The 22,022-nt window shown below is 60.3% G+C and carries 23 protein-coding genes; 9 read left to right on the forward strand and 14 right to left on the reverse strand.

What is annotated here, in order from left to right; translation table 11 throughout:
- Positions 1–8: 8 nt before the first annotated feature.
- Together AC2CGQ_RS23525 and AC2CGQ_RS23530 are read right to left on the reverse strand one after the other, a co-directional pair.
- On the reverse strand, positions 9–1,670 hold the full coding sequence (locus AC2CGQ_RS23525) for an AsmA family protein (protein WP_015379449.1): 1,662 nt from the start codon (positions 1,668–1,670) through the stop codon (positions 9–11).
- 128 nt (positions 1,671–1,798) lie between these two features.
- On the reverse strand, positions 1,799–3,199 hold the full coding sequence (locus tag AC2CGQ_RS23530; protein WP_484593915.1) for a nucleobase:cation symporter-2 family protein: 1,401 nt from the start codon (positions 3,197–3,199) through the stop codon (positions 1,799–1,801).
- A gap of 240 nt (positions 3,200–3,439) precedes the next feature.
- Here AC2CGQ_RS23530 and gltS point away from each other — a divergent pair, with 240 nt between their 5' ends.
- Entirely contained in the window at positions 3,440–4,651 is a 1,212-nt protein-coding gene (gene gltS / locus AC2CGQ_RS23535; protein ID WP_060557979.1) for a sodium/glutamate symporter, read from the forward strand.
- Between the two features lie 46 nt (positions 4,652–4,697).
- Here gltS and recG read toward each other — a convergent pair whose 3' ends face one another.
- From recG to AC2CGQ_RS23565, 6 genes are all read right to left on the reverse strand, one after another.
- On the reverse strand, positions 4,698–6,779 hold the full coding sequence (recG, locus tag AC2CGQ_RS23540) for an ATP-dependent DNA helicase RecG (RefSeq protein ID WP_021504482.1): 2,082 nt from the start codon (positions 6,777–6,779) through the stop codon (positions 4,698–4,700).
- Positions 6,776–7,471, reverse strand: a complete 696-nt coding sequence (gene trmH, locus AC2CGQ_RS23545) for a tRNA (guanosine(18)-2'-O)-methyltransferase TrmH (RefSeq protein ID WP_004931227.1) — start codon at positions 7,469–7,471, stop codon at positions 6,776–6,778. The genes recG and trmH overlap by 4 nt, the downstream gene beginning before the upstream one ends.
- 5 nt (positions 7,472–7,476) lie before the next feature.
- Positions 7,477–9,588, reverse strand: a complete 2,112-nt coding sequence (gene spoT / locus AC2CGQ_RS23550; protein ID WP_004931224.1) for a bifunctional GTP diphosphokinase/guanosine-3',5'-bis pyrophosphate 3'-pyrophosphohydrolase — start codon at positions 9,586–9,588, stop codon at positions 7,477–7,479.
- Positions 9,589–9,606: 18 nt separating this feature from the next.
- Entirely contained in the window at positions 9,607–9,882 is a 276-nt protein-coding gene (rpoZ, locus tag AC2CGQ_RS23555) for a DNA-directed RNA polymerase subunit omega (protein WP_004931221.1), read from the reverse strand.
- Between the two features lie 54 nt (positions 9,883–9,936).
- Positions 9,937–10,560, reverse strand: a complete 624-nt coding sequence (gene gmk, locus AC2CGQ_RS23560) for a guanylate kinase (RefSeq protein WP_004931218.1) — start codon at positions 10,558–10,560, stop codon at positions 9,937–9,939.
- Positions 10,561–10,771: 211 nt separating this feature from the next.
- Entirely contained in the window at positions 10,772–11,389 is a 618-nt protein-coding gene (locus AC2CGQ_RS23565) for a trimeric intracellular cation channel family protein (protein ID WP_025304704.1), read from the reverse strand.
- Positions 11,390–11,642: 253 nt separating this feature from the next.
- Between AC2CGQ_RS23565 and AC2CGQ_RS23570 the strand changes: the two genes are divergently transcribed.
- Entirely contained in the window at positions 11,643–12,077 is a 435-nt protein-coding gene (locus AC2CGQ_RS23570; protein WP_015379443.1) for a DUF3574 domain-containing protein, read from the forward strand.
- Positions 12,078–12,111: 34 nt separating this feature from the next.
- On the opposite strand, the gene AC2CGQ_RS23575 is transcribed toward AC2CGQ_RS23570, so the two are convergent.
- Complete coding sequence (locus AC2CGQ_RS23575; RefSeq protein WP_004931212.1) at positions 12,112–13,296, reverse strand: NupC/NupG family nucleoside CNT transporter; 1,185 nt, start codon at positions 13,294–13,296, stop codon at positions 12,112–12,114.
- A 371-nt stretch (positions 13,297–13,667) separates the two neighbouring features.
- Between AC2CGQ_RS23575 and AC2CGQ_RS23580 the strand changes: the two genes are divergently transcribed.
- Positions 13,668–14,057, forward strand: coding sequence for a hypothetical protein (locus AC2CGQ_RS23580; RefSeq protein ID WP_015379442.1), 390 nt, complete (start codon positions 13,668–13,670; stop codon positions 14,055–14,057).
- A 55-nt stretch (positions 14,058–14,112) separates the two neighbouring features.
- Here AC2CGQ_RS23580 and AC2CGQ_RS23585 read toward each other — a convergent pair whose 3' ends face one another.
- Positions 14,113–14,976, reverse strand: a complete 864-nt coding sequence (locus AC2CGQ_RS23585) for a YicC/YloC family endoribonuclease (RefSeq protein WP_015379441.1) — start codon at positions 14,974–14,976, stop codon at positions 14,113–14,115.
- 126 nt (positions 14,977–15,102) lie between these two features.
- Here AC2CGQ_RS23585 and rph point away from each other — a divergent pair, with 126 nt between their 5' ends.
- Together rph and pyrE are read left to right on the forward strand one after the other, a co-directional pair.
- On the forward strand, positions 15,103–15,819 hold the full coding sequence (gene rph / locus AC2CGQ_RS23590; RefSeq protein ID WP_025160305.1) for a ribonuclease PH: 717 nt from the start codon (positions 15,103–15,105) through the stop codon (positions 15,817–15,819).
- A gap of 96 nt (positions 15,820–15,915) precedes the next feature.
- Positions 15,916–16,557 (forward strand): orotate phosphoribosyltransferase, encoded by a 642-nt coding sequence (gene pyrE, locus AC2CGQ_RS23595; RefSeq protein WP_004931204.1) that lies wholly within the window; start codon positions 15,916–15,918, stop codon positions 16,555–16,557.
- Positions 16,558–16,588: 31 nt separating this feature from the next.
- Here the strand turns inward: pyrE and slmA are convergent, their stop codons facing one another.
- From slmA to coaBC, 3 genes are all read right to left on the reverse strand, one after another.
- A complete protein-coding gene (gene slmA, locus AC2CGQ_RS23600; RefSeq protein ID WP_004931203.1) occupies positions 16,589–17,185 on the reverse strand; it encodes a nucleoid occlusion factor SlmA in 597 nt (198 codons plus the stop codon).
- Positions 17,186–17,435: 250 nt separating this feature from the next.
- Positions 17,436–17,894, reverse strand: coding sequence for a dUTP diphosphatase (gene dut, locus AC2CGQ_RS23605; RefSeq protein ID WP_015379440.1), 459 nt, complete (start codon positions 17,892–17,894; stop codon positions 17,436–17,438).
- Positions 17,872–19,089 (reverse strand): bifunctional phosphopantothenoylcysteine decarboxylase/phosphopantothenate--cysteine ligase CoaBC, encoded by a 1,218-nt coding sequence (coaBC, locus tag AC2CGQ_RS23610; protein ID WP_033633512.1) that lies wholly within the window; start codon positions 19,087–19,089, stop codon positions 17,872–17,874. Before coaBC ends, dut begins: the two co-directional genes overlap by 23 nt.
- A gap of 183 nt (positions 19,090–19,272) precedes the next feature.
- Between coaBC and radC the strand changes: the two genes are divergently transcribed.
- The 4 genes from radC (at position 19,273) to mutM (ending at position 21,531) form a co-directional block, all read left to right on the forward strand.
- The gene (radC, locus tag AC2CGQ_RS23615; RefSeq protein WP_004931197.1) at positions 19,273–19,956 is read left to right on the forward strand and encodes a RadC family protein; all 684 of its coding nucleotides are present in this window, start codon (positions 19,273–19,275) and stop codon (positions 19,954–19,956) included.
- A 262-nt stretch (positions 19,957–20,218) separates the two neighbouring features.
- Complete coding sequence (gene rpmB, locus AC2CGQ_RS23620; RefSeq protein WP_004931195.1) at positions 20,219–20,455, forward strand: 50S ribosomal protein L28; 237 nt, start codon at positions 20,219–20,221, stop codon at positions 20,453–20,455.
- Between the two features lie 11 nt (positions 20,456–20,466).
- Positions 20,467–20,634, forward strand: a complete 168-nt coding sequence (rpmG, locus tag AC2CGQ_RS23625) for a 50S ribosomal protein L33 (RefSeq protein ID WP_002442576.1) — start codon at positions 20,467–20,469, stop codon at positions 20,632–20,634.
- 81 nt (positions 20,635–20,715) lie between these two features.
- Entirely contained in the window at positions 20,716–21,531 is an 816-nt protein-coding gene (gene mutM, locus AC2CGQ_RS23630) for a bifunctional DNA-formamidopyrimidine glycosylase/DNA-(apurinic or apyrimidinic site) lyase (RefSeq protein ID WP_172575035.1), read from the forward strand.
- A 5-nt stretch (positions 21,532–21,536) separates the two neighbouring features.
- On the opposite strand, the gene coaD is transcribed toward mutM, so the two are convergent.
- Positions 21,537–22,022, reverse strand: coding sequence for a pantetheine-phosphate adenylyltransferase (coaD, locus tag AC2CGQ_RS23635; protein ID WP_033631353.1), 486 nt, complete (start codon positions 22,020–22,022; stop codon positions 21,537–21,539).

Genomic DNA, 22,022 nt, shown 5'->3' on the forward strand with positions numbered 1-22,022 from the left:
GCGATAGATTACGGCAGCTGTTGGTTCACCGTCTGGCCGTCGCCGGCGGTGGCTTGCAGAGTCCCCTTCAATGAAGCTTTGAACGGCCCGTCGCTGTTCAACAGCCCTTTCAACTGCAGCTCAAGGTTGCCGTCGCCCGTCAGCGGCACCGGCTGCCATCCCCATTGCTGCAAGGTATTGAGCGGTACCGAACGGCCGTGCAGCGTCAGCTGGAACGGCTTGCCCGGCAGCTGATCGACGGTCGCGTTGGCCTCAAGCAGCCCATTGGGCATAAAGGCGCTGAGTTCGGTGACGGCGATCTGGTTGGCGTCGGCGTTCAGCGCCAGCGAAGGGCGCCGCACGTCGATTTTGTTGAAGGTGGCCTCGCTGCCGTTCAGGTTTAACGAACCGGACCAAATGCCCCACTGGTGGTCGCGCGCCAGCAGCAGGTTGCTGCCGTAACCGTCCAGCGCGGTGATCTGGAACGGGAATGCCGGGTTGATATCGATAATCAGATTGCGGTTGGTGGTCAGCTTGGTGACGTACACCTCCGCCAGCCAGTCCGGCAGCGGTTTCAGCCACAGCTCGCGCCAGTCGATTGGCAGGGTGTACTCCAGCGCCGCCATGGCCACTTCATCCAGCTGCAGGCGTTTGCCGGCGCGCAGCCAATTGCCGGAGGTGCGCAGCAGCCCGCCTTCCCAGCGGGTGGTGAATTGCTGAATGGCGATGCCGGCGGAGGAGAGGCGCAGGGTGGCGATCGGGTCGATCAGGTGGAAACCGCCGTTGATCACATCGCTGGCATTGACGTTGAGCGAGCCGTCTTCGCTGCGCCAGTCGCCTTTTTCGATGCTGACGTTTTGCAGCGACAGATCGAGATCGTTAAACGCCCACGCCTTGCCTTCCAGGCGCGCATCGATCAGATCGAAACGCTTGAGGGTGACCGGCGGCAGGGTGGTAAAGCGCTGCATGAATTCCGCCAGCGTCAACGGGGTCTGCATGCGCACGCCGCTCAGCCGCAGGCGATCCACTTGCCAACTGCCGTCGGCGGCGCGGCTGGCCACGCCGGTCAGGTCGCCCTGCGCCAGATCGGCGCCGAAATTGTTCAACAGCAGCTGGCCCTGTTTTTGCTCCCCCTGCACCAACACCTTCGAAGCGGGAATGCCGTTCAGCGTCATCGAACCGGCGCTGAACTGGAACTGATTGTTGTCCCCCAGCAGATGGCCGGCCAGCGGGCGCCACGGCGTGATGCCGGCATTGACCCGCTGCGCGTTGAGCTGCCACTCGTTATCGTTGGATTGCAGCGCCATGTTGCTCAGCTGCAGCACGTCGGCCTGTACAGGCAGCGCAGCAGTCTGCGGCTGCACGTTCAGCGTGCCGTCACGCAGCGTGACGCTGTGGAAATAGCGCGGTTCGGTGATTTGGCGCAGGCTGAGGCCGAGATCGACGCGTTTGGCGGCCAGCGCCTGCGGCTGGCCATTGCGCGCCAGCTGCACCTCTTCCAGACCGATCTGGCCCGGCTGATTCCACGAGTGGGTGATTTTTCCTATCGACAGGCGGTATTCGCTGTTGTCGCTGATCCAGGCGCTCAGGCGGCCTGCCGCCCAGCGGGTTTGCCCCACCAGATACAGCACCACCGCCGCCAGCACGGTCAGCAGCAGCAACGTCAGCAACAGCTTTCCGATAAATTTCATCGTCTACATCCGCATCGGTCAAAAAAGATACCCTGTTTATGCCGCAATTGGCCGGGCATCTCAAGGGCAATGGTCTGATAGACAATAAAAAACGGCCGCAAGCGGCCGTTTGAACGTCAATGGACGGGTTACTTTTTCTCGTGTTCCTGCGGGAACACCAGGTTCAGCACGATGGCGGTAATGCCGCCTGCGGCGATGCCGGAAGAGAGCAGGGTTTTCAGCCAGTCCGGCGCGAACTGCAGGATCAGCGGCTGCTGGGAGACGCCCATGCCGACGGCCAGCGACAGCGCCATGATCATGATGGCGCGCCGGTTCAGGCGCTCGCGCGACACGATGCGCACGCCGGAGGCGGCGATGGTGCCGAACATCACGATGGTCGCGCCGCCCAGTACCGGCTCGGGAATGTGCTGCACGAAGCCGGCCACCGCCGGGAACAGCCCCAGCGCGATCAGCATCAGCGCCACCACGAAGCCGACGTAACGGCTGGCGACGCCGGTCATCTGGATCACGCCGTTGTTCTGGCCGAAGCAGGAGTTGGGGAAGGTGTTGAACACCGCCGACAGCATCGAGTTCAGGCCGTTGGCCAGCACGCCGCCCTTCAGGCGCTTCATGTACAGCGGCCCGCTGACGGGCTGTTCGGAGACGTCGGAAGTGGCGGTGATGTCGCCGATGGTTTCCAGCGAGGTGACCATAAAGATCAGCATCAGCGGCAGCAGCAGGTTCCAGTCGAAGCCCAGGCCGTAATAGAGCGGCGTGGGAATGGTGATCGCCGCCGTTGGGGCTGCCGATGCGCCGGCGGGCAGCATGTCCATCGCCCAGGCCAACAGATAGCCGACCGCCATGGCGATCACCAGCGAAGCGACGCGCAGGTAAGGGTTGCGCTGGCGGTTCAGCAGGATGATGACCGCCAGCACCGCGCCGGCCAGTAGCAGGTTTTTCGGTGAGCCGAAGCTGTGATCGTTCATCGCGGCGTAGCCGCCGCCGATCGAGGTCAGACCGACCTGAATCAGCGACAGGCCAATGATCATCACCACGATGCCGGAAACCAGCGGGGTGATAATGCGGCGCGCCAGATGCAGCACGCGCGACAGTAAAATTTCGGTGCAGGAAGCGACCATCAGCGTGCCGAACAGCGCGGCCATCATGGTCGGCACGTCGGCGCCGCCGTTTTTCAGCGCCAGACCGCCCATGATCAGCGGCGAAACGAAATTGAAGCTGGTGCCCTGAATCGACAACAGCCCGGAACCCACCGGCCCCCAGGTTTTGATTTGCAGAATGGAAGCCAGACCGGAGGCGAACAGCGACATGCTGATGATGTGCTGGGTATCCTGTGCCGGCAGGCCCAGCGCCTGGCAGATCAGCAGCGCCGGTGTGATCACCGCGACGAACATCGCCAGCAGATGCTGGCCGGCGGCAAACAGCGTTTGCGGCAGCGGCGGGCGATCTTCCAGGCGATAAATCAGTTCACTGGCGCGGGGTTCTGAGGCGGCTTGGCGCGCGGCATCAAGCTCGGAGGATGACATGCTCATGGTGTGGCGTTTCCAGATACGGCAAAGCAGGCATTTTAATGCCCCGCCCCGCAAAAGCAAACGGTTGCGCGTAAATATTATGTTGCCGACTTTCCCGTTTATGTCGCATTTTCATTCATTTTTTCTTGTCATCTCAGCGTTTTTTACTTCTAATCCTGCACTCATCAAGTTTAAAAACTAAGTGGTTTTCTATAACTTATTATTTTTATTTGGATCTTTTCCCTTACATGGAGTACCTGGATGTTTCATCTTGATACTTATGGCACGTTAGTCGCGGCGACGCTGGTTTTGCTCCTCGGGGGCAAGTGCGTCAGAACCATTCCCCTGCTGCGAAAATATACCATTCCCGCTCCCGTCGCCGGTGGTTTGCTGGTGGCCCTCCTGCTGTTAGCCCTGAAAAAGCTCGTCAACTGGGAAGTCAGTTTTGACATGTCGCTGAAGGATCCGCTGATGCTGGCCTTCTTCGCCACCATCGGCCTGAACGCCAACCTGGCGCGTTTGCGCGCCGGCGGCAAGGTGCTGGTAGTGTTCCTGTTCGTGGTGCTGGGGCTGCTTATCGTGCAGAACGCCATCGGCATCGGCATGGCGAAAATGCTGGGGCTGGATCCGCTGATGGGCCTGATTGCCGGATCGATCACCCTGTCGGGTGGCCACGGCACCGGGGCGGCCTGGAGCAAGCTGTTCATCGAGCGCTACGGTTTTGAAAACGCGACGGAAGTCGCCATGGCCTGCGCCACCTTCGGCCTGGTGCTGGGCGGTCTGATCGGCGGCCCGGTGGCGCGCTATCTGGTCAAGCACTCCTCCACGCCGGAAGGCACCCCGGATGACAGCGTGCAGCCGAGCGGTTTTGAGAAGCCGGAAAGCGGCCGTCTCATCACCTCGCTGGTGATGATCGAAACCATCGCCATGATCGCCATCTGTCTGAGCCTGGGGCAATTGATTGCCGGCCTGCTGGGCGGCACGGTGTTTGAACTGCCGAACTTCGTTTGCGTGCTGTTCGTCGGGGTGATCCTCAGCAACACGCTGGCCTTCACCGGCTTCTATACCGTGTTTGAGCGGGCGGTGTCGGTGTTGGGTAACGTCAGCCTGTCGCTGTTCCTGGCGATGGCGTTGATGAGCCTGCGCCTGTGGGAGCTGGCCTCGCTGGCGCTGCCGATGCTGGCGATCCTGGCGGTGCAGACGCTGGTGATGGCGCTGTACGCGATATTCGTCACCTACCGGGTGATGGGCAAGAACTACGACGCGGCGGTGCTGGCCGCCGGCCACTGCGGCTTTGGCATGGGCGCCACGCCGACGGCGATCGCCAACATGCAGGCGATCACCGATCGTTTCGGCCCGTCGCACGTGGCGTTTTTGGTGGTGCCGATGGTGGGGGCGTTCTTTATCGATATCGCCAATGCCATCGTCATCAAGCTGTATCTGCTGCTGCCGGTGTTCCCGGCGGTGGGGTGATATCGCGAGCCAGAAAAAAAGAAGAGGGCGCCGTCGGCGCCCTTTTTTATGCGTTGGAGTAGCGTGCCTTCTCCGGCAGCCAGCGTTCAATCAGCGCCTGGGCGTGTTCCGGGTAGTGCTGGTGGAGGTGGCGAGCGACGCGCTGCACTTCGGGGATCATCGCCTGGTCGCGCAGCAGGTCCGCCACTTTGAATTCGGCGCTGCCGGTCTGGCGGGTGCCGAGCAGCTCGCCCGGGCCGCGGATCTCCAGATCGCGCTGGGCGATGACAAAGCCGTCGTTGCTGTCGCGCAGCACCTGCAGGCGCGTTTGCGCGGTTTTGCTCAGCGGCGTTTTGTACAGCAGCACACAGTGTGAGGCCACCGCGCCGCGCCCTACGCGGCCGCGCAGCTGGTGCAGCTGCGCCAGGCCAAGCCGTTCCGGGTTTTCGATGATCATCAGGCTGGCGTTCGGTACGTCGACGCCGACTTCGATCACCGTGGTGGCGACCAGCAGCTGCAGCTCGCCCTGTTTAAACGCCTGCATCACCGCCTGCTTCTCCTGCGCTTTCATGCGGCCGTGCACCAGCGCCACCTTCAGCTCCGGCAATGCGGCTTTCAATTCCTCCCAGGTGGCTTCTGCCGCCTGCGCTTCCAGCAGCTCAGATTCCTCGATCAGCGTACACACCCAGTAAGCCTGCCGCCCCTCTTCCAGGCAGGCGCTTTTCACCCGTTGAATGATGTCGGCGCGGCGGGTATCGGGAATGGCGACGGTGGTCACCGGCGTGCGGCCCGGCGGCAGCTCGTCGATGACCGAGGTGTCGAGATCGGCATAGGCGGTCATCGCCAGCGTGCGCGGGATCGGCGTGGCGGTCATGATCAGCTGATGGGCGTGGAAGCCTTGTTCTTCGCCTTTCTCCCACAGCGCCAGCCGCTGATGCACCCCGAAGCGGTGCTGCTCATCGATGATCACCAGCGCCAGGCCGTTGAACTGTACCTGCTCCTGGAAGATGGCGTGGGTGCCGACCACCATTGACACCTGGCCGCTGGCGATGGCTTCCTGCTGCGCGATGCGCGCCTTGCCTTTCTGTTTGCCGGCCAGCCAGCCGACCTCCAGCCCCAGCGGTTCAAACCACTGGCGGAAATTGTTGGCGTGCTGCTCGGCCAGCAGCTCGGTCGGCGCCATCAGCGCCACCTGTTTGCCGTGCGCGATAGCGCGCAGCGCCGCCAGCGCCGCCACCAGCGTTTTGCCGGAGCCGACGTCGCCTTGCACCAGCCGCATCATCGGGAAGTCTTTTTGCATGTCGGCTTCGATGTCGGCCACCACGCGCGTTTGCGCGCCGGTCGGCGAGAACGGCAGCTGGGCGAGAAAACGTTTTTTCAGCCGATCGTCCGGCAGCAGCGGCTGCGCCTGATAACTCTGGGCGCCGGCGCGCACCGCCAGCATGCTGAGGTTATGCGCCAACAGCTCTTCGAGGATCAGGCGTTTTTGCGCCGGGTGTTTGCCCAGCTCCAGATCCGCCAGCTGGATGTCCGGCGGCGGGCGGTGCAGGGTGTGCAGCGCCTGCGGCAGGCTCATCAGGCCGCCGCTCAGCTCCGGCGGCAGCAGTTCGGCGATGGCGCAGGTATCCAGCAGCGCCAGCGCCTGATCGGTCAGCTTGCGCAGCGTGGCTTGCCGCACCCCCTCGGTGGTGGGGTAAACCGGCGTCAGCGACTCCTGCAGCTCGACTTCGCTGGCTTCGCCCTGAATGCGGTATTCCGGATGGATGATCTCCGCGCCGTGGTTGCCGCGTTTGATCTCGCCGTAGGCGGTCACGCGGCGGCCGGTGGCCAGGCTGTTTTTCATCGCGGCGTTGAAGTTGAAGAACCGCATGGTGAGGATGCCGGTGCCGTCGCTGATCTGGCAGGTCAGCATGCGGCGGCGGCCGAAACTGATGTCGCTGCGCAGCACTTCCCCCTCTACCGTAGCGTAGATGCCCGGCAGCAGATCGTTGATCGGATAGAGGCGGGTGCGATCTTCGTAGCGCAGCGGCAGGTGCAGCAGCAGATCCTGAATGGTGTCGAGGCCGAGTTTGGCCAATTTGCCCGCCTGGCTGGCGCCAACCCCGGAAAGCGTGGTGAGTGGGACAGCATCCAGCAGGCGGCCTTTCATTTGCGCACCGTCGCCTGCATGGCCGCCCACCATTCGGCGCTGGCGACCACCTGGCCCTGTTCATCGATCTGCGGGCGCGGCAGCCCTTTGCGCTTGGCCACGTTGGCCAGCACCGGGTAACCGCCTTCGAACAGCAGACGCTGCTGCTCTTCTTCGTCCAGCATACTGTTGTCGCGACGGTACAGGCCGGCGTTCTGCCGCTGGCGCTGCGCCTCATACAGGATCAGCGCCGAAGCCACAGAGACGTTGAGCGATTGCACCATGCCGATCATCGGAATGACGATGTCCTGATCGGCCAGCGCCAGCGCTTCTTCGGTGATGCCGGTTTTTTCCTGGCCGAGCAGCACGCAGGTTGGCCGGGTGTAGTCCACCTCGCGGAAATCGACCGCGCGCGCAGACAGGTTGGTAGCCAGAATTTGCATGCCCTGCGCTTTCAGGTGCCCGACCGCGTCGCCGATGGTGCGGTGGGTTTTAACGCTGACCCAGCTGTTGCTGCCGGCGGCGGAGGAGACCAGGGTGCGCATGCGGGTGGTGGGCCACACGGCGTGGACCTGATGCACGCCGACGGCGTCGGCGGTACGGATAATGGCGGAGACGTTATGCGGCTTGTGTACCTGCTCCAGGCAGACCGTCAGATCCGGCTGCCGGGTCGCGAGCATTTCACAAATCCGCGCATAGCGTTCAGGACTCATAAGCGCTAGTTTCGGTTGCGGTTAACTTTGATCACATCCGGCATGATACGGATTTTACGCATAATGTTTGCCAAATGGATGCGATCGCGGGTGGTCAAGCGGATAAAGGCGCTATAAACCCGACCGTCTTTCTCTTCGGTGTTCAGGCTCTGAATATTGGACTCGGCCGCGTTGATCGCCGCCGTCAGGTTGGCCAGCGCACCCTGGTGGTTAAACATATCCACCTTGATCTCGGCGATGAACTCCTGCTCGGTCTCTTTATCCCACTCGACCGCCATGAACTTCTCAGGCTCTTTCTGATAGCCGCGAATATTGCGGCAGGATTCATGGTGGATCACCAGCCCTTTGCCCGGGCTGACGTGAGCGATAATCGGGTCGCCCGGAATCGGACGGCAGCACTTGGCGAAGGTGATCAATACGCCGTCGGCGCCCTTGATGGCCAGGTTGCGCACGCCGGAAGAGGTGCCCAGGCTGGACTGATCGCCCTGCAGGTTCTTCGCCACCACCACGCTCATGGCGTTGCCGAGGCCAATTTCCGCCAGCAGATCGTCCAGCGTCGCCAGCTTCATGCGATCCAGCTCGTGCTGAATATTTTCCTGCGGGATTTCGGCCAGTTTGCGGCTGCCGCCCAGCGCATGGTTGAGCAGACGGCGGCCGAGGCCGACGGAGTCGTCGCGCTTGAGGTTCTTCAACATCTGGCGAATCTTGGCGCGCGCTTTCGAGCTGACCACGAAGTTCAGCCAGGCGGCGTTGGGCCGTGCGCCCGGCGCGGTGATGATCTCGACGGTCTGGCCGCTGGTCAGCGACTGCGACAGCGGGTACGGCTGACGATCGACGCGCGCGCCGACGCAGGCATGGCCGATATCGGTATGCACCGCATAGGCGAAGTCGACCGGCGTGGCGCCGGCGGGCAGCTCGACGATGCGGCCTTCCGGGGTGAAAACGTAAATCTCATCCGGGAATAGATCGGATTTGACGCTCTCGATAAATTCAAACGAACTGCCGGCGCTTTGCTGCAGCTCCAGCAGGCTTTGCATCCAGCGTTGGGCGCGGATCTGCGCCGTGGTGCCGGTTTCGCCCTGTTCTCTTTCCTTGTAAGCCCAGTGCGCGGCCACCCCCATCTCAGCCATTTGATCCATGTCTTCGGTGCGGATCTGCACTTCGACCGGCACGCCGTGCGGGCCGATCAGCGAGGTATGCAGCGATTGATAGCCGTTGGCCTTGGGAATGGCGATGTAATCTTTCACCCGCCCCGGACGCGGTTTATACAGGCTGTGCACCTGGCCGAGCACGCGGTAGCAGGTATCGACCTCTTTGACGATCACCCGGAACGCGTAGATATCCATGATGGAATGGAAACGCTGTTCTTTCAGGTGCATCTTGAGGTAGATGGAGTAAAGGTGTTTTTCCCTTCCGCTGACGCGGCAGGCGATGCCGGCCTCGGTCAGTCGCCCTTCGATCTCGGAGAGGATTTTTTGAATCATCTCTTTGCGGTTGCCGCGCGCGGCTTTCACCACTTCCTTGATCACGCGATAACGGTTTGGGTACAGCGCCTCGAAGCCCAGCTCTTCCAGCTCGGTTTTCAGGTGATGAATACCCAGGCGGTGGGCGAGGGGGCTGTAGATTTCCAGGGTTTCACGCGCGATGCGCCGGCGTTTGTCGGGGCGCAGCGAACCGAGGGTGCGCATGTTGTGCGTACGGTCGGCCAGCTTGATCAGCACGACGCGGATATCCTGCACCATCGCCATGATCATCTTGCGGAAGTTTTCCGCCTGCGCTTCTTTCTTGTCCTGGAACTTCAGCTTGTCGAGCTTGGAGACGCCCTCAACCAGTTCGGCGACGCTCTTGCCGAACAGCTGTTCCATATCTTGATAGGTGGCTGGGGTGTCTTCGATGACGTCGTGCAGCAACGCCGCCATCAGCGTCTCGTGGTCGAGACGCATTTCCGCCAGGATGCAGGCCACGGCGACCGGGTGAGTAATGTAGGGCTCACCGCTGGAGCGTGTCTGGCCCTCGTGCGCGTCGCGCGCGACGAGGTATGCCTGTTTGAGGCGCTTAATCTGCTCCTCGGGCAGGTAACGTTGAATCAGCAGATTCAGGCTTTCAAACAGGTACAAGGCGGACTCGCTGTCTAATTAACGACGACCTTCAGCAATCGCGGTAACCGCTTGAATCTCTGCGGCTTCCTGCTCTTGCTGTTCCTGGCGCTCACGCACGTCGAGGATCTGGCTAGTGATCAGGCCTTCTTCGATTTCGCGCAGGGCGATAACGGTGTACTTGTCGTTCTCTTCCGGAACCAGTGCATCTTTGCCGCCGGTCTGGATCTGACGCGCCCGACGAGCAGCGACCAACACCAGGTCAAAACGGTTACCAATTTTCTCTACAGCGTCTTGAACAGTTACGCGTGCCATATTTGTGCTACTCCACAGGTGACGAAAAGACTGGGCATGATACTGAAACTGCCTTCAGTCTGCCAATAGTTTGCTGATTAAAGCGTCATGCCGCAGCAACTGGCGGCCCAAACGCAGGCGTTCGGCGCGAATGATGGTCTTCAGATCGGACAGCGCCAGATCGAAATCATCGTTCACGATCAGGTAATCGTACTCCGCGTAATGCGTCATTTCCGCCACGGCCTGGGCCATGCGTTTGGCGATCACCTCTTCGGAATCCTGCCCGCGCCCGCGCAGGCGGCGGCCCAGTTCTTCCTTCGACGGCGGCAGAATGAAGATGCTGCGCGCCTGCGGCATTTTGGCGCGGATTTGCTGCGCGCCCTGCCAGTCGATATCCAGAAACACGTCTACGCCGGTCGCCAACACTTGTTCGATGGCGGCGCGTGAGGTGCCGTAATAGTTGCCGAACACTTCGGCGTGCTCAAGAAACGCATCCTGCTCGATCATCCGGCGGAATTCGTCTTTCGAGACGAAGAAATAGTGCTCGCCGTGATTTTCACCCGGGCGGCTGTCGCGCGTGGTGTGCGAAACCGAAACCTGCGTGTCGTACAGCGGTTGCGTCTTTAACAAAGCCTGAATCAGACTTGATTTACCTGCGCCACTGGGAGCAGAGACAATATAAAGCGTGCCTTGAGCCATGATGATGTTCGTTGATAACGGTTGATATGCCAAAAACAGCGGATGTGTATTTTCTCCGCACAGTATACACGGCTAACGCGCCGGGTGCAGCGTTAGCTCGCATTTTGCCCGCGGCTTTGCGTGGAAAAAGCGTCGAAAGGGCGAATATGCGCGCTGAAGAGCAATATTTTGGCAGTTTTGGCCTCGGCGGCGGCGCGTTGCCGCCCCGAGATCAGTGATCCGGATGCTGGTAGTTGAACACCGGCAGACCGAGGCGGAAGCGCAGGGCGATAAGACGCGCGCTCAGGCCGGCGACCAAGGTGAGGATCACCACCAGATTGTGCGGCAGGCTGAGGTGCTGCAGGCCGATATACAGCCAGGCGGCGCTGAAGGAGATGCCGGCGTAGATTTCTTTCTGGAAAACCAGCGGGATACGGTTGCAGAACATGTCGCGCAGCACCCCGCCGAAGACGCCGGTGATCACTGCGGCGATGGCGGCGATAATCGCGCTGTGCCCCATATCCAGCGCCACCTGCGCGCCGATGATCGAGAAAACGATCAGGCCGACGGCGTCGAGCACCAGGAACAGGCGGCGCAGATGGCGCATCAGAGGAGCCACCCAGGTGGTGACGATCGCCGCTATTGCGACGATGACGATGTATTCCGGGTGTTTGACCCAGCCCAATGGAAAATGTCCGAGCAACATATCGCGCACCGACCCGCCGCCGATCGCGGTGACCGAGGCGATGATGATCACGCCGAACATGTCCATTTGGCGGCGGCCGGCCGCCAACGCGCCGGTCATGGCTTCGGCGGTGATGCCGATGATATAAAGGATGCTCAGTAACATAAGGGATTCACAGCGTACTTGCGTCAGAATGATGGCCGGCAGGGTAATCGCCGCCGAGGACGCGCGCCACTGAGTTTTTTTCACCGATGGTATTTCGGATTAATATAGCTAATCCAAACTCCGTTTTTATTGCCGATAACCAGCCTTTTTTAACATCTGGCTGTTAATGAAAGCATTAGAAATTTCGCGCTAATTTCCATCGCTGACTATGATTTTTGCAGCGAATCCTTCAACCGAGAAACCGAGACTGCAGATGAAAAACTCCCCGAGACTGGCTGCTGGCGCCATGATGGCAGCCCTGCTGCTGAGCGGCTGCGTGGCGCCAGGCCACCAGGCTGTTTCCCCCACCCCGGCTTGCCGCACCGGCGATCCGCTGGTGCAGACAACGCTCTACTTCGGCCTGAACCGGCCGGCGGGGCCGGCGATCACCGCCGCCGAGTGGCAAACCTTCGTCGATAGCCAGGTGACACCACGTTTTAAAGACGGGCTGACGGTGTTTGATGCCAAAGGGCAGTGGCTGGGCCACGACGGCAAACTGGCGCGCGAGAACAGCAAGGCGCTGCTGCTGATCCATGCGCCGGGCAAAGAGAGCGAGGCGAATATCGAGGCGCTGCGCAGCGGCTATAAGCAGCAGTTTGCGCAGGATTCGGTGATGCGGGTGGATGCGCCGGTGTGCGTGGCGTTTTAAAACGCACTCCCGGCCGCCTGGCCGGGAGTGAGGATTACAGCACCAGGCCGGCGATGGCTGCCGACAACAGGCTCACCAGCGTCGAGCCGTAAACCAGCTTCAGGCCAAAACGGGAAACCACGTTGCCTTGCTGCTCGTTCAGTCCTTTGATGGCGCCGGCGACGATGCCGATGGAGGCGAAGTTGGCGAACGACACCAGGAACACCGACAAAATGCCCAGCCCGCGCGGCGACAGCTCCGCCGCGATCTTCTTCAGTTCAATCATTGCCACGAATTCGTTGGCCACCAGTTTGGTCGCCATGATGCTGCCCGCCTTCAGGGCCTCCTCCGCCGGGATGCCGATCAGCCAGGCCAGCGGATAGAACACGTAGCCGAGGATCTGCTGGAAGCTGATGCCGAGCACCGCCGAGAACAGCGCGTTGACGGCGGAGATCAGCGCGATAAAGCCGATCAGCATCGCCGCGATGATCATCGCAATCTTGAAGCCGGCCAGAATGTACTCGCCCAACATTTCGAAGAAGCTCTGATCTTCGTGCAGCTTGTTCAGCTTCAGCTCCGGCTCGTCTTCAACCTGATACGGGTTGATGATCGACAGGATGATGAAGGTGCTGAACATATTAAGGATCAAGGCCGCCACCACGTACTGCGCGTCGATCATCGACATGTAGGCGCCGACGATGGAGAGCGATACCGTCGACATGGCGGTCGCGGCCATGGTGTACATGCGGCGCGGCGAGATGTCGCCGATGATGCCCTTGTAGGCGATGAAGTTCTCTGACTGCCCCAGCACCAGCGTGCTGACGGCGTTGAACGATTCCAGCTTGCCCATGCCGTTGACCTTGGACAGCAGGGTGCCCACCAGGCGGATGATCAGCGGCAGAATGCGGAAATGCTGCAAAATGCCGATCAGGGCGGAAATAAAGATGATAGGGCACAAAACGCCGAGGAAGATAAACGCCAGGCCATCCTTACTCATGCCGCCGAATACGAACTCCGATCCTTGGGCGGCGTAGGCGAGCAGGGTGTCGAAGAAGCCGGCGACGTGTTTGATCACGCTGAGCCCGCTGGCGGAGTGCAGGAAGAAGTAGGCCAGCGCGCCTTCGATCACCAACAGCTGGATGATATAGCGCAGGCGGATTTTCTTGCGATTATTGCTGACCAGCAGCGCCAGGGCGATGATCACCACCAGGGCCATAATAAATTGCAGAATTTGTGGCATAAACGGTCCGTACGGTTCACGGGCAGGAAAAAAACACATTTAGCCACAGCATCGCCGTCCTTTCATTACCTTGCGTGATAATTAGAACAAAATACTTATGGCATGCGGGATATCTTGCCGATTGTCATCCGCACGCGCTGCTCGGCAGTTTTTCATAAGCCCCCGAAGTGCCTTAGTGAGCCGTCTTCCATGATGCCTGCCGGCTCGCAGCCTGATGCAACCACCGTCCCGCACGTTCAGGCACCTGGAATCTGGCTCGCAATGGGCGATTTTTCCCGGCGCAAAATGTGGTTTTCTTGGCTAAGGCGGAGAAACATGTTTGGGCAAGGCGCCGCGACTGGCGCGCATTTTCTCAAACCAGGAGGCGAACGATGAATACCGGCACGTTGCTCAGGGCGCTGGCCAACGGCGTTAATCCCGACACCGGCGAGCTGTTGAGACCGGCTTCGGCGGCCTGCGCGCCGGAGGCTATCCGGCTGCTGTTCGCGTTGGCCAACGAGTTTGACGGTGAATCCGAACTGCAGAAAAAAGCCAGGCTGACGCCGGAAGAAAAGCAGCAGAAGAATCTGGCCGAGGGGCGGCCGGCCAATGCCTACTTCCCCTGGCCGGAAGAGGAAAAGCTGCGGCTGCGCGAGAGCCATGCGGCCGGGGCGACGCTGGAAGCGCTGAGCGATGAGTTCGAACGCTCAACCTGGAGCATTGCGGTGCAGCTGCAGAAAATGGGGTTGATCGGTGAGGAGCAGGCGGCCGCCTATCGCTGATCTGCAGCCATAAAAAAGCCCGCGTGGCGCGGGCTTGATGGCGTGCGGCGCGGGATCACTCAATGTTCTGGATCTGCTCGCGCATCTGTTCGATCAGCACCTTCAGCTCGATGGCGGAGGCGGTGACGTCGGCATTGATCGACTTGGAGGCCAGGGTGTTCGATTCGCGGTTGAACTCCTGCATCATAAAGTCGAGGCGGCGGCCGACGGCTTCTTTCTTCTTCAGGATGTTGTGCGTCTCTTTCACGTGCGCTTCCAGGCGGTCCAGCTCTTCGGCGACGTCGATGCGCTGCGCCATCAGCACCAGCTCCTGCTCCAGGCGGGTGTTTTCCAGCTGCACCTGCGCCTCTTCCAGCTTGCTGACCAGGCGCTCGCGCTGCCATTGCAGGATGTTCGGCATCTGGGCGCGCACTTTGACCACTTCGGCGCTGACGCCGTCGAGGCGCTGTTCGATCAGCGTTTTCAGCGCGGCGCCTTCGCTTTCGCGTGCGACGATAAAGTCATCCAGCGCGCCGTCCAGCGCCTGCATCAGCTCGGCGCTGATGGCATCCAGATCCTGCTCCTGCGCGGACATCACGCCCGGCCAGCGCAGCACGTCGATCGGGTTGATTTCCCCTTCGTCGCTCTGCATTTTCACCCAGTTGGCGGCTTCGACCAGCTGTTTGGCCAGCTTTTCGTTCAGGATCAGCGAGCTTTGCGCGCTTGGATCCAGTTCGAAACGCAGGTTGCATTCGACTTTGCCGCGGGTCAGGCGGCCACGGATACGTTCACGGATCACCGGCTCCAGGCTGCGGAATTGTTCCGGCAGGCGGATGTAGGTTTCTAAGTAGCGCTGGTTAACGGAACGCAGCTCCCAGGCTGCGCTGCCCCATTCACCCTTGATTTCACGCCGGGCGTAGGCGGTCATGCTGCGGATCATTGATGCGTACCCGTAATAGGAAAAGATGGGGCGATTATAGCGTCGCGGCTGCGGGCAGGATAGGCATTACGTCACGAAGCCCGTATAATGCGCAGCCAATAGTTGATTTGAAGCCGGAGAGAGCCCATGCGTCCTGCAGGCAGAGCACCACAGCAAGTTCGCCCACTGACACTGACCCGTCACTATACCAAACACGCTGAAGGTTCAGTGCTGGTTGAGTTTGGCGATACCAAAGTCTTGTGCACCGCCACGGTAGAAGAGGGCGTTCCGCGCTTCCTGAAAGGCCAGGGGCAAGGTTGGATCACCGCCGAGTACGGTATGCTGCCGCGCTCCACCCACAGCCGCAACGCCCGTGAAGCCGCCAAAGGCAAGCAGGGCGGCCGCACGCTGGAAATCCAGCGCCTGATCGCCCGCTCGCTGCGTGCCGCGGTGGATCTGAAAAAGCTCGGTGAATTCACCATCACCCTCGACTGCGACGTATTGCAGGCCGACGGCGGTACCCGCACCGCCTCCATCTCCGGCGCCTGTGTGGCGCTGGCCGACGCGCTGAACACCCTGGTGGCCAACGGCAAGCTGAAAGCTAACCCGATGAAGGGCATGGTGGCGGCGGTTTCCGTCGGCATCGTCAATGGCGAAGCGCTGTGCGATCTGGAGTATGTGGAGGATTCCGCGGCGGAAACCGACATGAACGTAGTGATGATGGAAGACGGCCGCATGATTGAAGTGCAGGGCACCGCCGAAGGCGAGCCGTTCAGCCACGATGAGCTGTTGGCGCTATTGGCGCTGGCCCGAGGGGGCATCGAAACCATCTTCCAGGCGCAGAAAGCGGCGCTGGCGGACTGATTTTTCAAGGCGACTGAGAAGTCGCCTTTTTTATGCCCGGCGATCGGGCGGCAGTAATGACAAGACCCAAGCAGATTCAGACGAGGAGAAGCAGTAATGAAAGCCTATCAGCGCCAGTTTATCGAGTTCGCGCTTAACAAGCAGGTATTGAAGTTCGGCGAGTTCACCCTGAAATCCGGCCGCACCAGCCCGTATTTCTTCAACGCCGGCCTGTTTAATACCGGGCGCGATCTTGCGCTGTTGGGGCGCTTCTACGCCGAAGCCCTGATGGATTCCGGCATCGATTTCGACCTGCTGTTTGGCCCGGCCTATAAAGGCATTCCTATCGCCACCACCACGGCGGTGGCGCTGGCGGAACACCATGAACGCGACGTGCCTTACTGCTTTAACCGCAAGGAAGCCAAGACCCATGGCGAAGGCGGTTCGCTGGTGGGCAGCCCGCTGCAGGGGCGCGTGATGCTGGTGGACGATGTGATCACCGCCGGCACCGCGATCCGCGAGTCGATGGAAATCATCGGCGCCAGCGGCGCTTCGCTGGCGGGCGTGCTGATCTCCCTCGACCGCCAGGAACGCGGCCGCGCGGATATCTCCGCCATTCAGGAAGTGGAACGCGACTATCACTGCAAGGTGATTTCAATCGTCACGCTGAAGGATCTGATCGCCTATCTGGAAGAGAAACCGGAGATGGCGGACCACCTGGCGGCGGTGCGCGCTTACCGTGAGCAGTACGGAGTATAAATAACAACGCCGGGCATGCCCGGCGTTTTCGTTATTGCAGCTGTGCCGCTAATAGCGGCCAGCGGGCGTCGAATTCCTGCGTGGGGCGATAGCGGAATTCCGAACGCACATAGCGCGACAACATGCCTTCGCAGAAGGCCAGCAGTTGGCTGGCCAGCAGCGTTTCATCGACGATAAAGCCTTTGCCTTCGCGCAATTTGCGCTCTTTCAGCACCTGACGCAGCTGCGCCTCGATGCGCTCGAACAGCTGGTTGATGCGGCCCTGCAGGCGATCCTGTTCAAACATCAGTGCGTGGCCGGTCATGATGCGCGTCAGCCCTGGGTTGCGCTCCGCAAAGCCCAGAATCAGCAGCAAAATCAGGCGCAGACGATTAAACGTCTCTTTCTCGTCCTGCAAGATCAGGTTGATGCGGGTGATCAGGCTGTCTTCGATAAACTCGATCAGACTGTCGAACATCCGTGTCTTGCTGGGGAAATGCCGGTACAGCGCAGCTTCAGAAACACCCACGTTCGCGGCGAGCTTGGCGGTGGTGATGCGTTGGCTGCCGTCGCTGGACTCCAGCATCTGGGCTAACGCCTGCAATATTTCCTCGCGCCGATTCCTTTTCGTCTTTTCTTTTTCTGCCATGTCTGATTAGACCCTTGCTAAAACTTAACTGACGGAAACCCGCGCACCGGCCGCTGCAGAGCAGGCTCTGTGCGGCTTATGTGATAGCTTTTTTACGATGCTGGGGTCAGCGGCCTTAACGGCCTTTTTCCGCGCTGCCTGGTGTGCGCTGCAATTGTCGCGGTAAAACCTTGCCGCAGAGACATCCATCTCCCCGGAAAGCAAGGTTCAGGCGACGTTTCCCTGCCGGCCCTCGTGCATTGGGTGGCGCTTAGTGGCGCCCCGAGTGGCCGAAGCCGCCTTCGCCGCGCTCGCTGCTGTCGAACTCTTCCACCAGGTTGAACTCGGCCTGTACCACCGGCACGAAGACCATCTGCGCGATGCGTTCGCCCGGCTCGATGGTGAAGTGCTTCTGGCCGCGGTTCCAGACGGACACCATCAGCTGGCCCTGATAATCGGAGTCGATCAGGCCGACCAGATTGCCCAGCACGACGCCGTGCTTATGGCCCAGGCCTGAGCGCGGCAGGATCACCGCCGCCAGGCTGGCGTCGGCGATGTGGATCGCGAGACCGGTAGGCAGCAGCGTGGTTTCACCCGGCGCCAGCTCTACCGCGCTATCCAGGCAGGCGCGCAGGTCGAGACCGGCGGAGCCCGGCGTAGCGTAGGTCGGTAGCGGGAAATCCTGACCGATGCGCGGGTCGAGGATCTTAACGTCGATTTTTTTCATCATAACGGCTGACTATCTCGTCTATTAAACGTTGGCCAAGGAGTGCCTTGTCGCTCAGCGCCAGGCGTTTCTCTCCATCCTGCCAAAAAAGATGCAGGGCATTGGTGTCGCTGTTGAACCCGTGCTCTGCAAGCGATACATCGTTAGCGCAAATCAAATCCAGCTTCTTACGCGCCAGTTTTTGCCGCGCGTATTCTTCCACATTCTGGGTTTCGGCGGCAAACCCCACGACAAACGGTCGATTTTTGGTCATCGCCGCCACGCCGGCGACGATATCGGGGTTTTTTACCATCTTGAGGACGATTTCATCACCCTGTTTTTTTATTTTTTCATCGGCGATCCGCTCGGGGCGATAGTCGGCCACGGCGGCGCAGGAGATGAAAATCTGCTGCTGAGCGGCGCGTTGTTGCACTGCCTGCTCCATCTCCAGCGCGCTGGTGACGTCCACGCGTGTGACCTTCGGCGGCGTCGGCAGGCTCACCGGCCCGGCGATCAGCGTCACCTGCGCGCCGCGGGCGGCGGCGGCGCGGGCGATGGCGAAGCCCATTTTGCCGGAGCTGTGATTGCTGATGAAACGCACCGGATCCAGCGCTTCACGCGTCGGGCCGGCGGTGATCATAACCTGCAAATGTTGCAGATCCTGCGGGGCGGAGAAATGACCGCTCGCCAGCTCGACGATGTCCAGCGGATCCAGCATGCGGCCCGGGCCGACGTCGCCGCAGGCCTGGCTGCCGCTGTCCGGCCCCCAGAGCAGCATGCCGCGCGCCTGCAGCGTTTGCAGGTTGGCCTGCGTGGCGGCGGCGCGATACATCTGCTGGTTCATGGCGGGCGCGGCGGCGATAGGGGCGTCGGTCGCCAGGCAGACGGTGGTCAGCAGATCGTTGGCCATGCCGACAGCGACGCGCGCCAGCAGATCGGCGGTCGCCGGCGCCAGAATCACCAGATCCGCCCATTTGCCGAGCTCGATGTGGCCCATGGCGGCTTCGGCGGCGGGATCCAACAGATCGTCGGACACCGGATGGCCGGAAACGGCCTGCAGCGTCAGCGGCGTAATGAACGCCTTGGCGGCGTGGGTCATCACCACGCGCACTTCCGCGCCCCTGTCGCGCAGGCGGCGCACCAGCTCTGGGCACTTGTAGGCGGCGATGCCGCCGCTGATGCCAAGCACAATATGTTTGCCGGAAAGTCCCGTCATCATCATTGTCCGATTGAAAGCCGAAAGATGCGCCATTTTAGCATATCCGCCGTTCAGGTGAGCGATTCCGCAATGGCTGCAGGGCGTTACATTGTGCTTTGCGAAACACTTCGCAATGTTATCAAACACCTGTCGAACGCGTCGGGTGGCGCATGGCATGCTGTAGCCCTTTCAGGGAGGAACACGATGAGCAACCCGATTGTGGCGTGCTGGCCGGGCGCGTTGGCGCCGCGTGAAAAGCTGTTGATGCAGGGGGCGGCGTCGCTGTCTGACGCAGAGCTGTTGGCCATTTTCTTGCGCACCGGGTTGCCCGGCGTGCATGTGATGCAGCTGGCGGAGCAACTGCTGCGCCGATTCGGCTCGCTTTATCACCTGATGTCGGCCGACCATCAGGCTTTTTGCAGCCAAAAAGGCCTGGGCGACGCCAGCTATACCCAACTGCAGGCGATTGCCGAGCTGGCGCTGCGCTTCTTTTCCAGCCACTTGTCGCAGGAAAACGCCATGCTCAACCCGCGCGTCACCCAGCATTATCTGCAAAGCCTGCTGGCGCATCGCGAGCGAGAGGTCTTTTTGGTATTGTTTTTAGACAATCAGCATCGGGTTATTCGCCATCAGGAGATGTTTGCTGGTACCATCAGCAGCGTCGTCGTCTATCCGAGAGAAATTGTGCGTGAAGCGTTGAAGGCTAATGCCGCCGCGCTGATTCTCGCGCATAATCACCCTTCGGGTAAGGCTGAACCCAGTCATGCCGACCGTTTGATAACGGAACAGGTGGTGAAAGCCTGTCAGTTATTGGAGATCCGAGTGCTTGATCATTTGGTGATCGGTCGGGGTGAATGCGTCTCTTTTGCCGAGCGCGGATGGCTTTAAGCGATTTTTTCGCGATCCTTGTGGGATCTTTAGCTGTTCGGGACTTGAGCACTTACGCTTCAGAGCGTATACTACGCCACCTTTGAGAATCTTGGGTTTGGCGCAAGAGCCTATCTCAGCAGGTTTCTGACCTGATGTGTGGTTTCTACCTGATGACGAGAGTCTCCTCAGTATGAAGTTTGCTGAGATGGGCTCTAAAAGCCTGACGAGGCGGCCATACCCTATACGAAGCTCGAGCTGATTTGATTTTTGGAGAATAGACATGTCCCGAGTCTGCCAAGTTACTGGCAAGCGCCCGGTGAGCGGTAACAACCGTTCCCACGCAATGAACGCGACCAAACGCCGTTTTCTGCCTAACCTGCACTCACACCGTTTTTGGGTTGAGGCTGAGAAGCGCTTTGTAACTCTGCGTGTATCTGCTAAAGGTATGCGTGTTATCGATAAGAAGGGTATTGAGACGGTTCTGGCCGATCTGCGTGCCCGTGGTGAGAAGTATTAAGGAACTGAATCATGGCTAAAGGTGTTCGCGAGAAGATCAAGCTGGTTTCTTCTGCTGGTACTGGTCACTTCTATACCACCACGAAGAACAAGCGTACTAAGCCGGAAAAATTGGAACTGAAGAAATTCGATCCAGTTGTCCGTCAGCACGTAGTATACAAAGAAGCTAAAATTAAATAATTTTAGTGGATTAATGAAAAACCCGGCCTTGGCCGGGTTTTTTGTTTTATAAAGGGTAGAAAACGTCGGAGGGGAAGCCAGATGCCTGAATTACCGGAAGTTGAGACGAGCAGACGCGGTATAGAGCCTTATCTTGTCGGCCACAGCATTCAGTATGCGGTGGTGCGCAATGCGCGCCTGCGCTGGCCGGTTTCCGAGCAGATCCTGACGCTGAGCGATCGGCCGGTGCTCAGCGTGCAGCGCCGGGCCAAATACCTGCTGATCGAGCTGGAGAACGGTTGGATTATCGTGCACCTGGGCATGTCGGGCAGCCTGCGCATGCTGCGCGAGGAAAACGAAGACGAAGCCGGCAAACACGACCACGTCGATCTGGTGATCAGCAACGGCATGATCCTGCGCTATACCGATCCGCGCCGTTTCGGCGCCTGGCTGTGGTGCGAAGACCTGGCGACCAGCAGCGTGTTGGCGCATCTGGGGCCGGAACCGCTGAGCGAAGCGTTCAACGGCGACTACCTGTATGAAAAATCACGCAATAAGCGCACGCTGATCAAACCGTGGCTGATGGATAACAAGTTGGTGGTCGGCGTTGGTAACATTTACGCCAGCGAATCGCTGTTCAGCGCCGGGATCCTGCCCGATCGTCCGGCGGGATCCTTGAGCAAAGCCGAAGCGGAACTGCTGGCGAAGACCATCAAGGCGGTGTTGCAGCGCTCTATCGAGCAGGGCGGCACGACATTGCGCGACTTTTTGCAGTCGGATGGCAAACCGGGGTATTTCGCGCAGGAGTTGCAGGTTTACGGCCGGGCGGGAGAACCGTGCCGCGCGTGCGGCACGCCGATCGAATCCGCCAAGCACGGGCAGCGCAACACCTTCTTTTGCCGCCGCTGCCAGCGCTGAGCCGATCACTCGGCGGCGAGCTTCGCCATCAGCGCCTGGGTGACCACATCGGGCAGGAAAGGCGCGATATCGCCGCCGTGACGGGCGACCTCCTTCACCAGTGAGGAGGAGATGAACGACCACTCTTCGGAAGGCATCAGAAATACGCTTTCCAGCGTTGGCATCAAATGGCGGTTCATGTTCGCCAGCTGCAATTCATATTCAAAGTCAGACACCGCACGCAGGCCACGCACCAGGATATTGGCATTCTGGTGCGCGGCGAAGTGTGCCATCAGTTCGCTGAAGCCCAGTACCTCAACATTGCCCAGATGTGAGGTGACCTGCGTCGCTAACGCCACGCGCTCATCCAGGCTGAACAGCGGTTTTTTGCTCGGGCTGGCGGCGATGGCCAGAATGACGTGATCGAACATTAGCGACGCGCGCGTCACTAAATCCAGGTGGCCGTTGGTCATGGGATCGAACGTCCCGGGATAGATGGCTTTGCTGGTCAT

It is taken from the genome of Serratia sp. DFXYC6 (assembly GCF_057196085.1).

Excerpts from the sequence above, each read along its gene's own strand:
- coaBC (WP_033633512.1), bottom strand. The coding sequence starts at position 19,089 with ATGATGACGGGACTTTCCGGCAAACATATTGTGCTTGGCATCAGCGGC.
- rph (WP_025160305.1), top strand. The coding sequence starts at position 15,103 with ATGCGTCCTGCAGGCAGAGCACCACAGCAAGTTCGCCCACTGACACTG.
- AC2CGQ_RS23585 (WP_015379441.1), bottom strand. The coding sequence starts at position 14,976 with ATGATCCGCAGCATGACCGCCTACGCCCGGCGTGAAATCAAGGGTGAA.
- coaD (WP_033631353.1), bottom strand. The coding sequence starts at position 22,022 with ATGACCAGCAAAGCCATCTATCCCGGGACGTTCGATCCCATGACCAAC.
- AC2CGQ_RS23580 (WP_015379442.1), top strand. The coding sequence starts at position 13,668 with ATGAATACCGGCACGTTGCTCAGGGCGCTGGCCAACGGCGTTAATCCC.
- rpmB (WP_004931195.1), top strand. The coding sequence starts at position 20,219 with ATGTCCCGAGTCTGCCAAGTTACTGGCAAGCGCCCGGTGAGCGGTAAC.
- AC2CGQ_RS23530 (WP_484593915.1), bottom strand. The coding sequence starts at position 3,199 with ATGAGCATGTCATCCTCCGAGCTTGATGCCGCGCGCCAAGCCGCCTCA.
- radC (WP_004931197.1), top strand. The coding sequence starts at position 19,273 with ATGAGCAACCCGATTGTGGCGTGCTGGCCGGGCGCGTTGGCGCCGCGT.
- AC2CGQ_RS23570 (WP_015379443.1), top strand. The coding sequence starts at position 11,643 with ATGAAAAACTCCCCGAGACTGGCTGCTGGCGCCATGATGGCAGCCCTG.
- AC2CGQ_RS23525 (WP_015379449.1), bottom strand. The coding sequence starts at position 1,670 with ATGAAATTTATCGGAAAGCTGTTGCTGACGTTGCTGCTGCTGACCGTG.
- dut (WP_015379440.1), bottom strand. The coding sequence starts at position 17,894 with ATGATGAAAAAAATCGACGTTAAGATCCTCGACCCGCGCATCGGTCAG.
- trmH (WP_004931227.1), bottom strand. The coding sequence starts at position 7,471 with ATGAGTCCTGAACGCTATGCGCGGATTTGTGAAATGCTCGCGACCCGG.
- mutM (WP_172575035.1), top strand. The coding sequence starts at position 20,716 with ATGCCTGAATTACCGGAAGTTGAGACGAGCAGACGCGGTATAGAGCCT.
- slmA (WP_004931203.1), bottom strand. The coding sequence starts at position 17,185 with ATGGCAGAAAAAGAAAAGACGAAAAGGAATCGGCGCGAGGAAATATTG.
- pyrE (WP_004931204.1), top strand. The coding sequence starts at position 15,916 with ATGAAAGCCTATCAGCGCCAGTTTATCGAGTTCGCGCTTAACAAGCAG.
- gltS (WP_060557979.1), top strand. The coding sequence starts at position 3,440 with ATGTTTCATCTTGATACTTATGGCACGTTAGTCGCGGCGACGCTGGTT.
- gmk (WP_004931218.1), bottom strand. The coding sequence starts at position 10,560 with ATGGCTCAAGGCACGCTTTATATTGTCTCTGCTCCCAGTGGCGCAGGT.
- rpoZ (WP_004931221.1), bottom strand. The coding sequence starts at position 9,882 with ATGGCACGCGTAACTGTTCAAGACGCTGTAGAGAAAATTGGTAACCGT.
- AC2CGQ_RS23575 (WP_004931212.1), bottom strand. The coding sequence starts at position 13,296 with ATGCCACAAATTCTGCAATTTATTATGGCCCTGGTGGTGATCATCGCC.
- AC2CGQ_RS23565 (WP_025304704.1), bottom strand. The coding sequence starts at position 11,389 with ATGTTACTGAGCATCCTTTATATCATCGGCATCACCGCCGAAGCCATG.
- rpmG (WP_002442576.1), top strand. The coding sequence starts at position 20,467 with ATGGCTAAAGGTGTTCGCGAGAAGATCAAGCTGGTTTCTTCTGCTGGT.
- recG (WP_021504482.1), bottom strand. The coding sequence starts at position 6,779 with ATGAAAGGCCGCCTGCTGGATGCTGTCCCACTCACCACGCTTTCCGGG.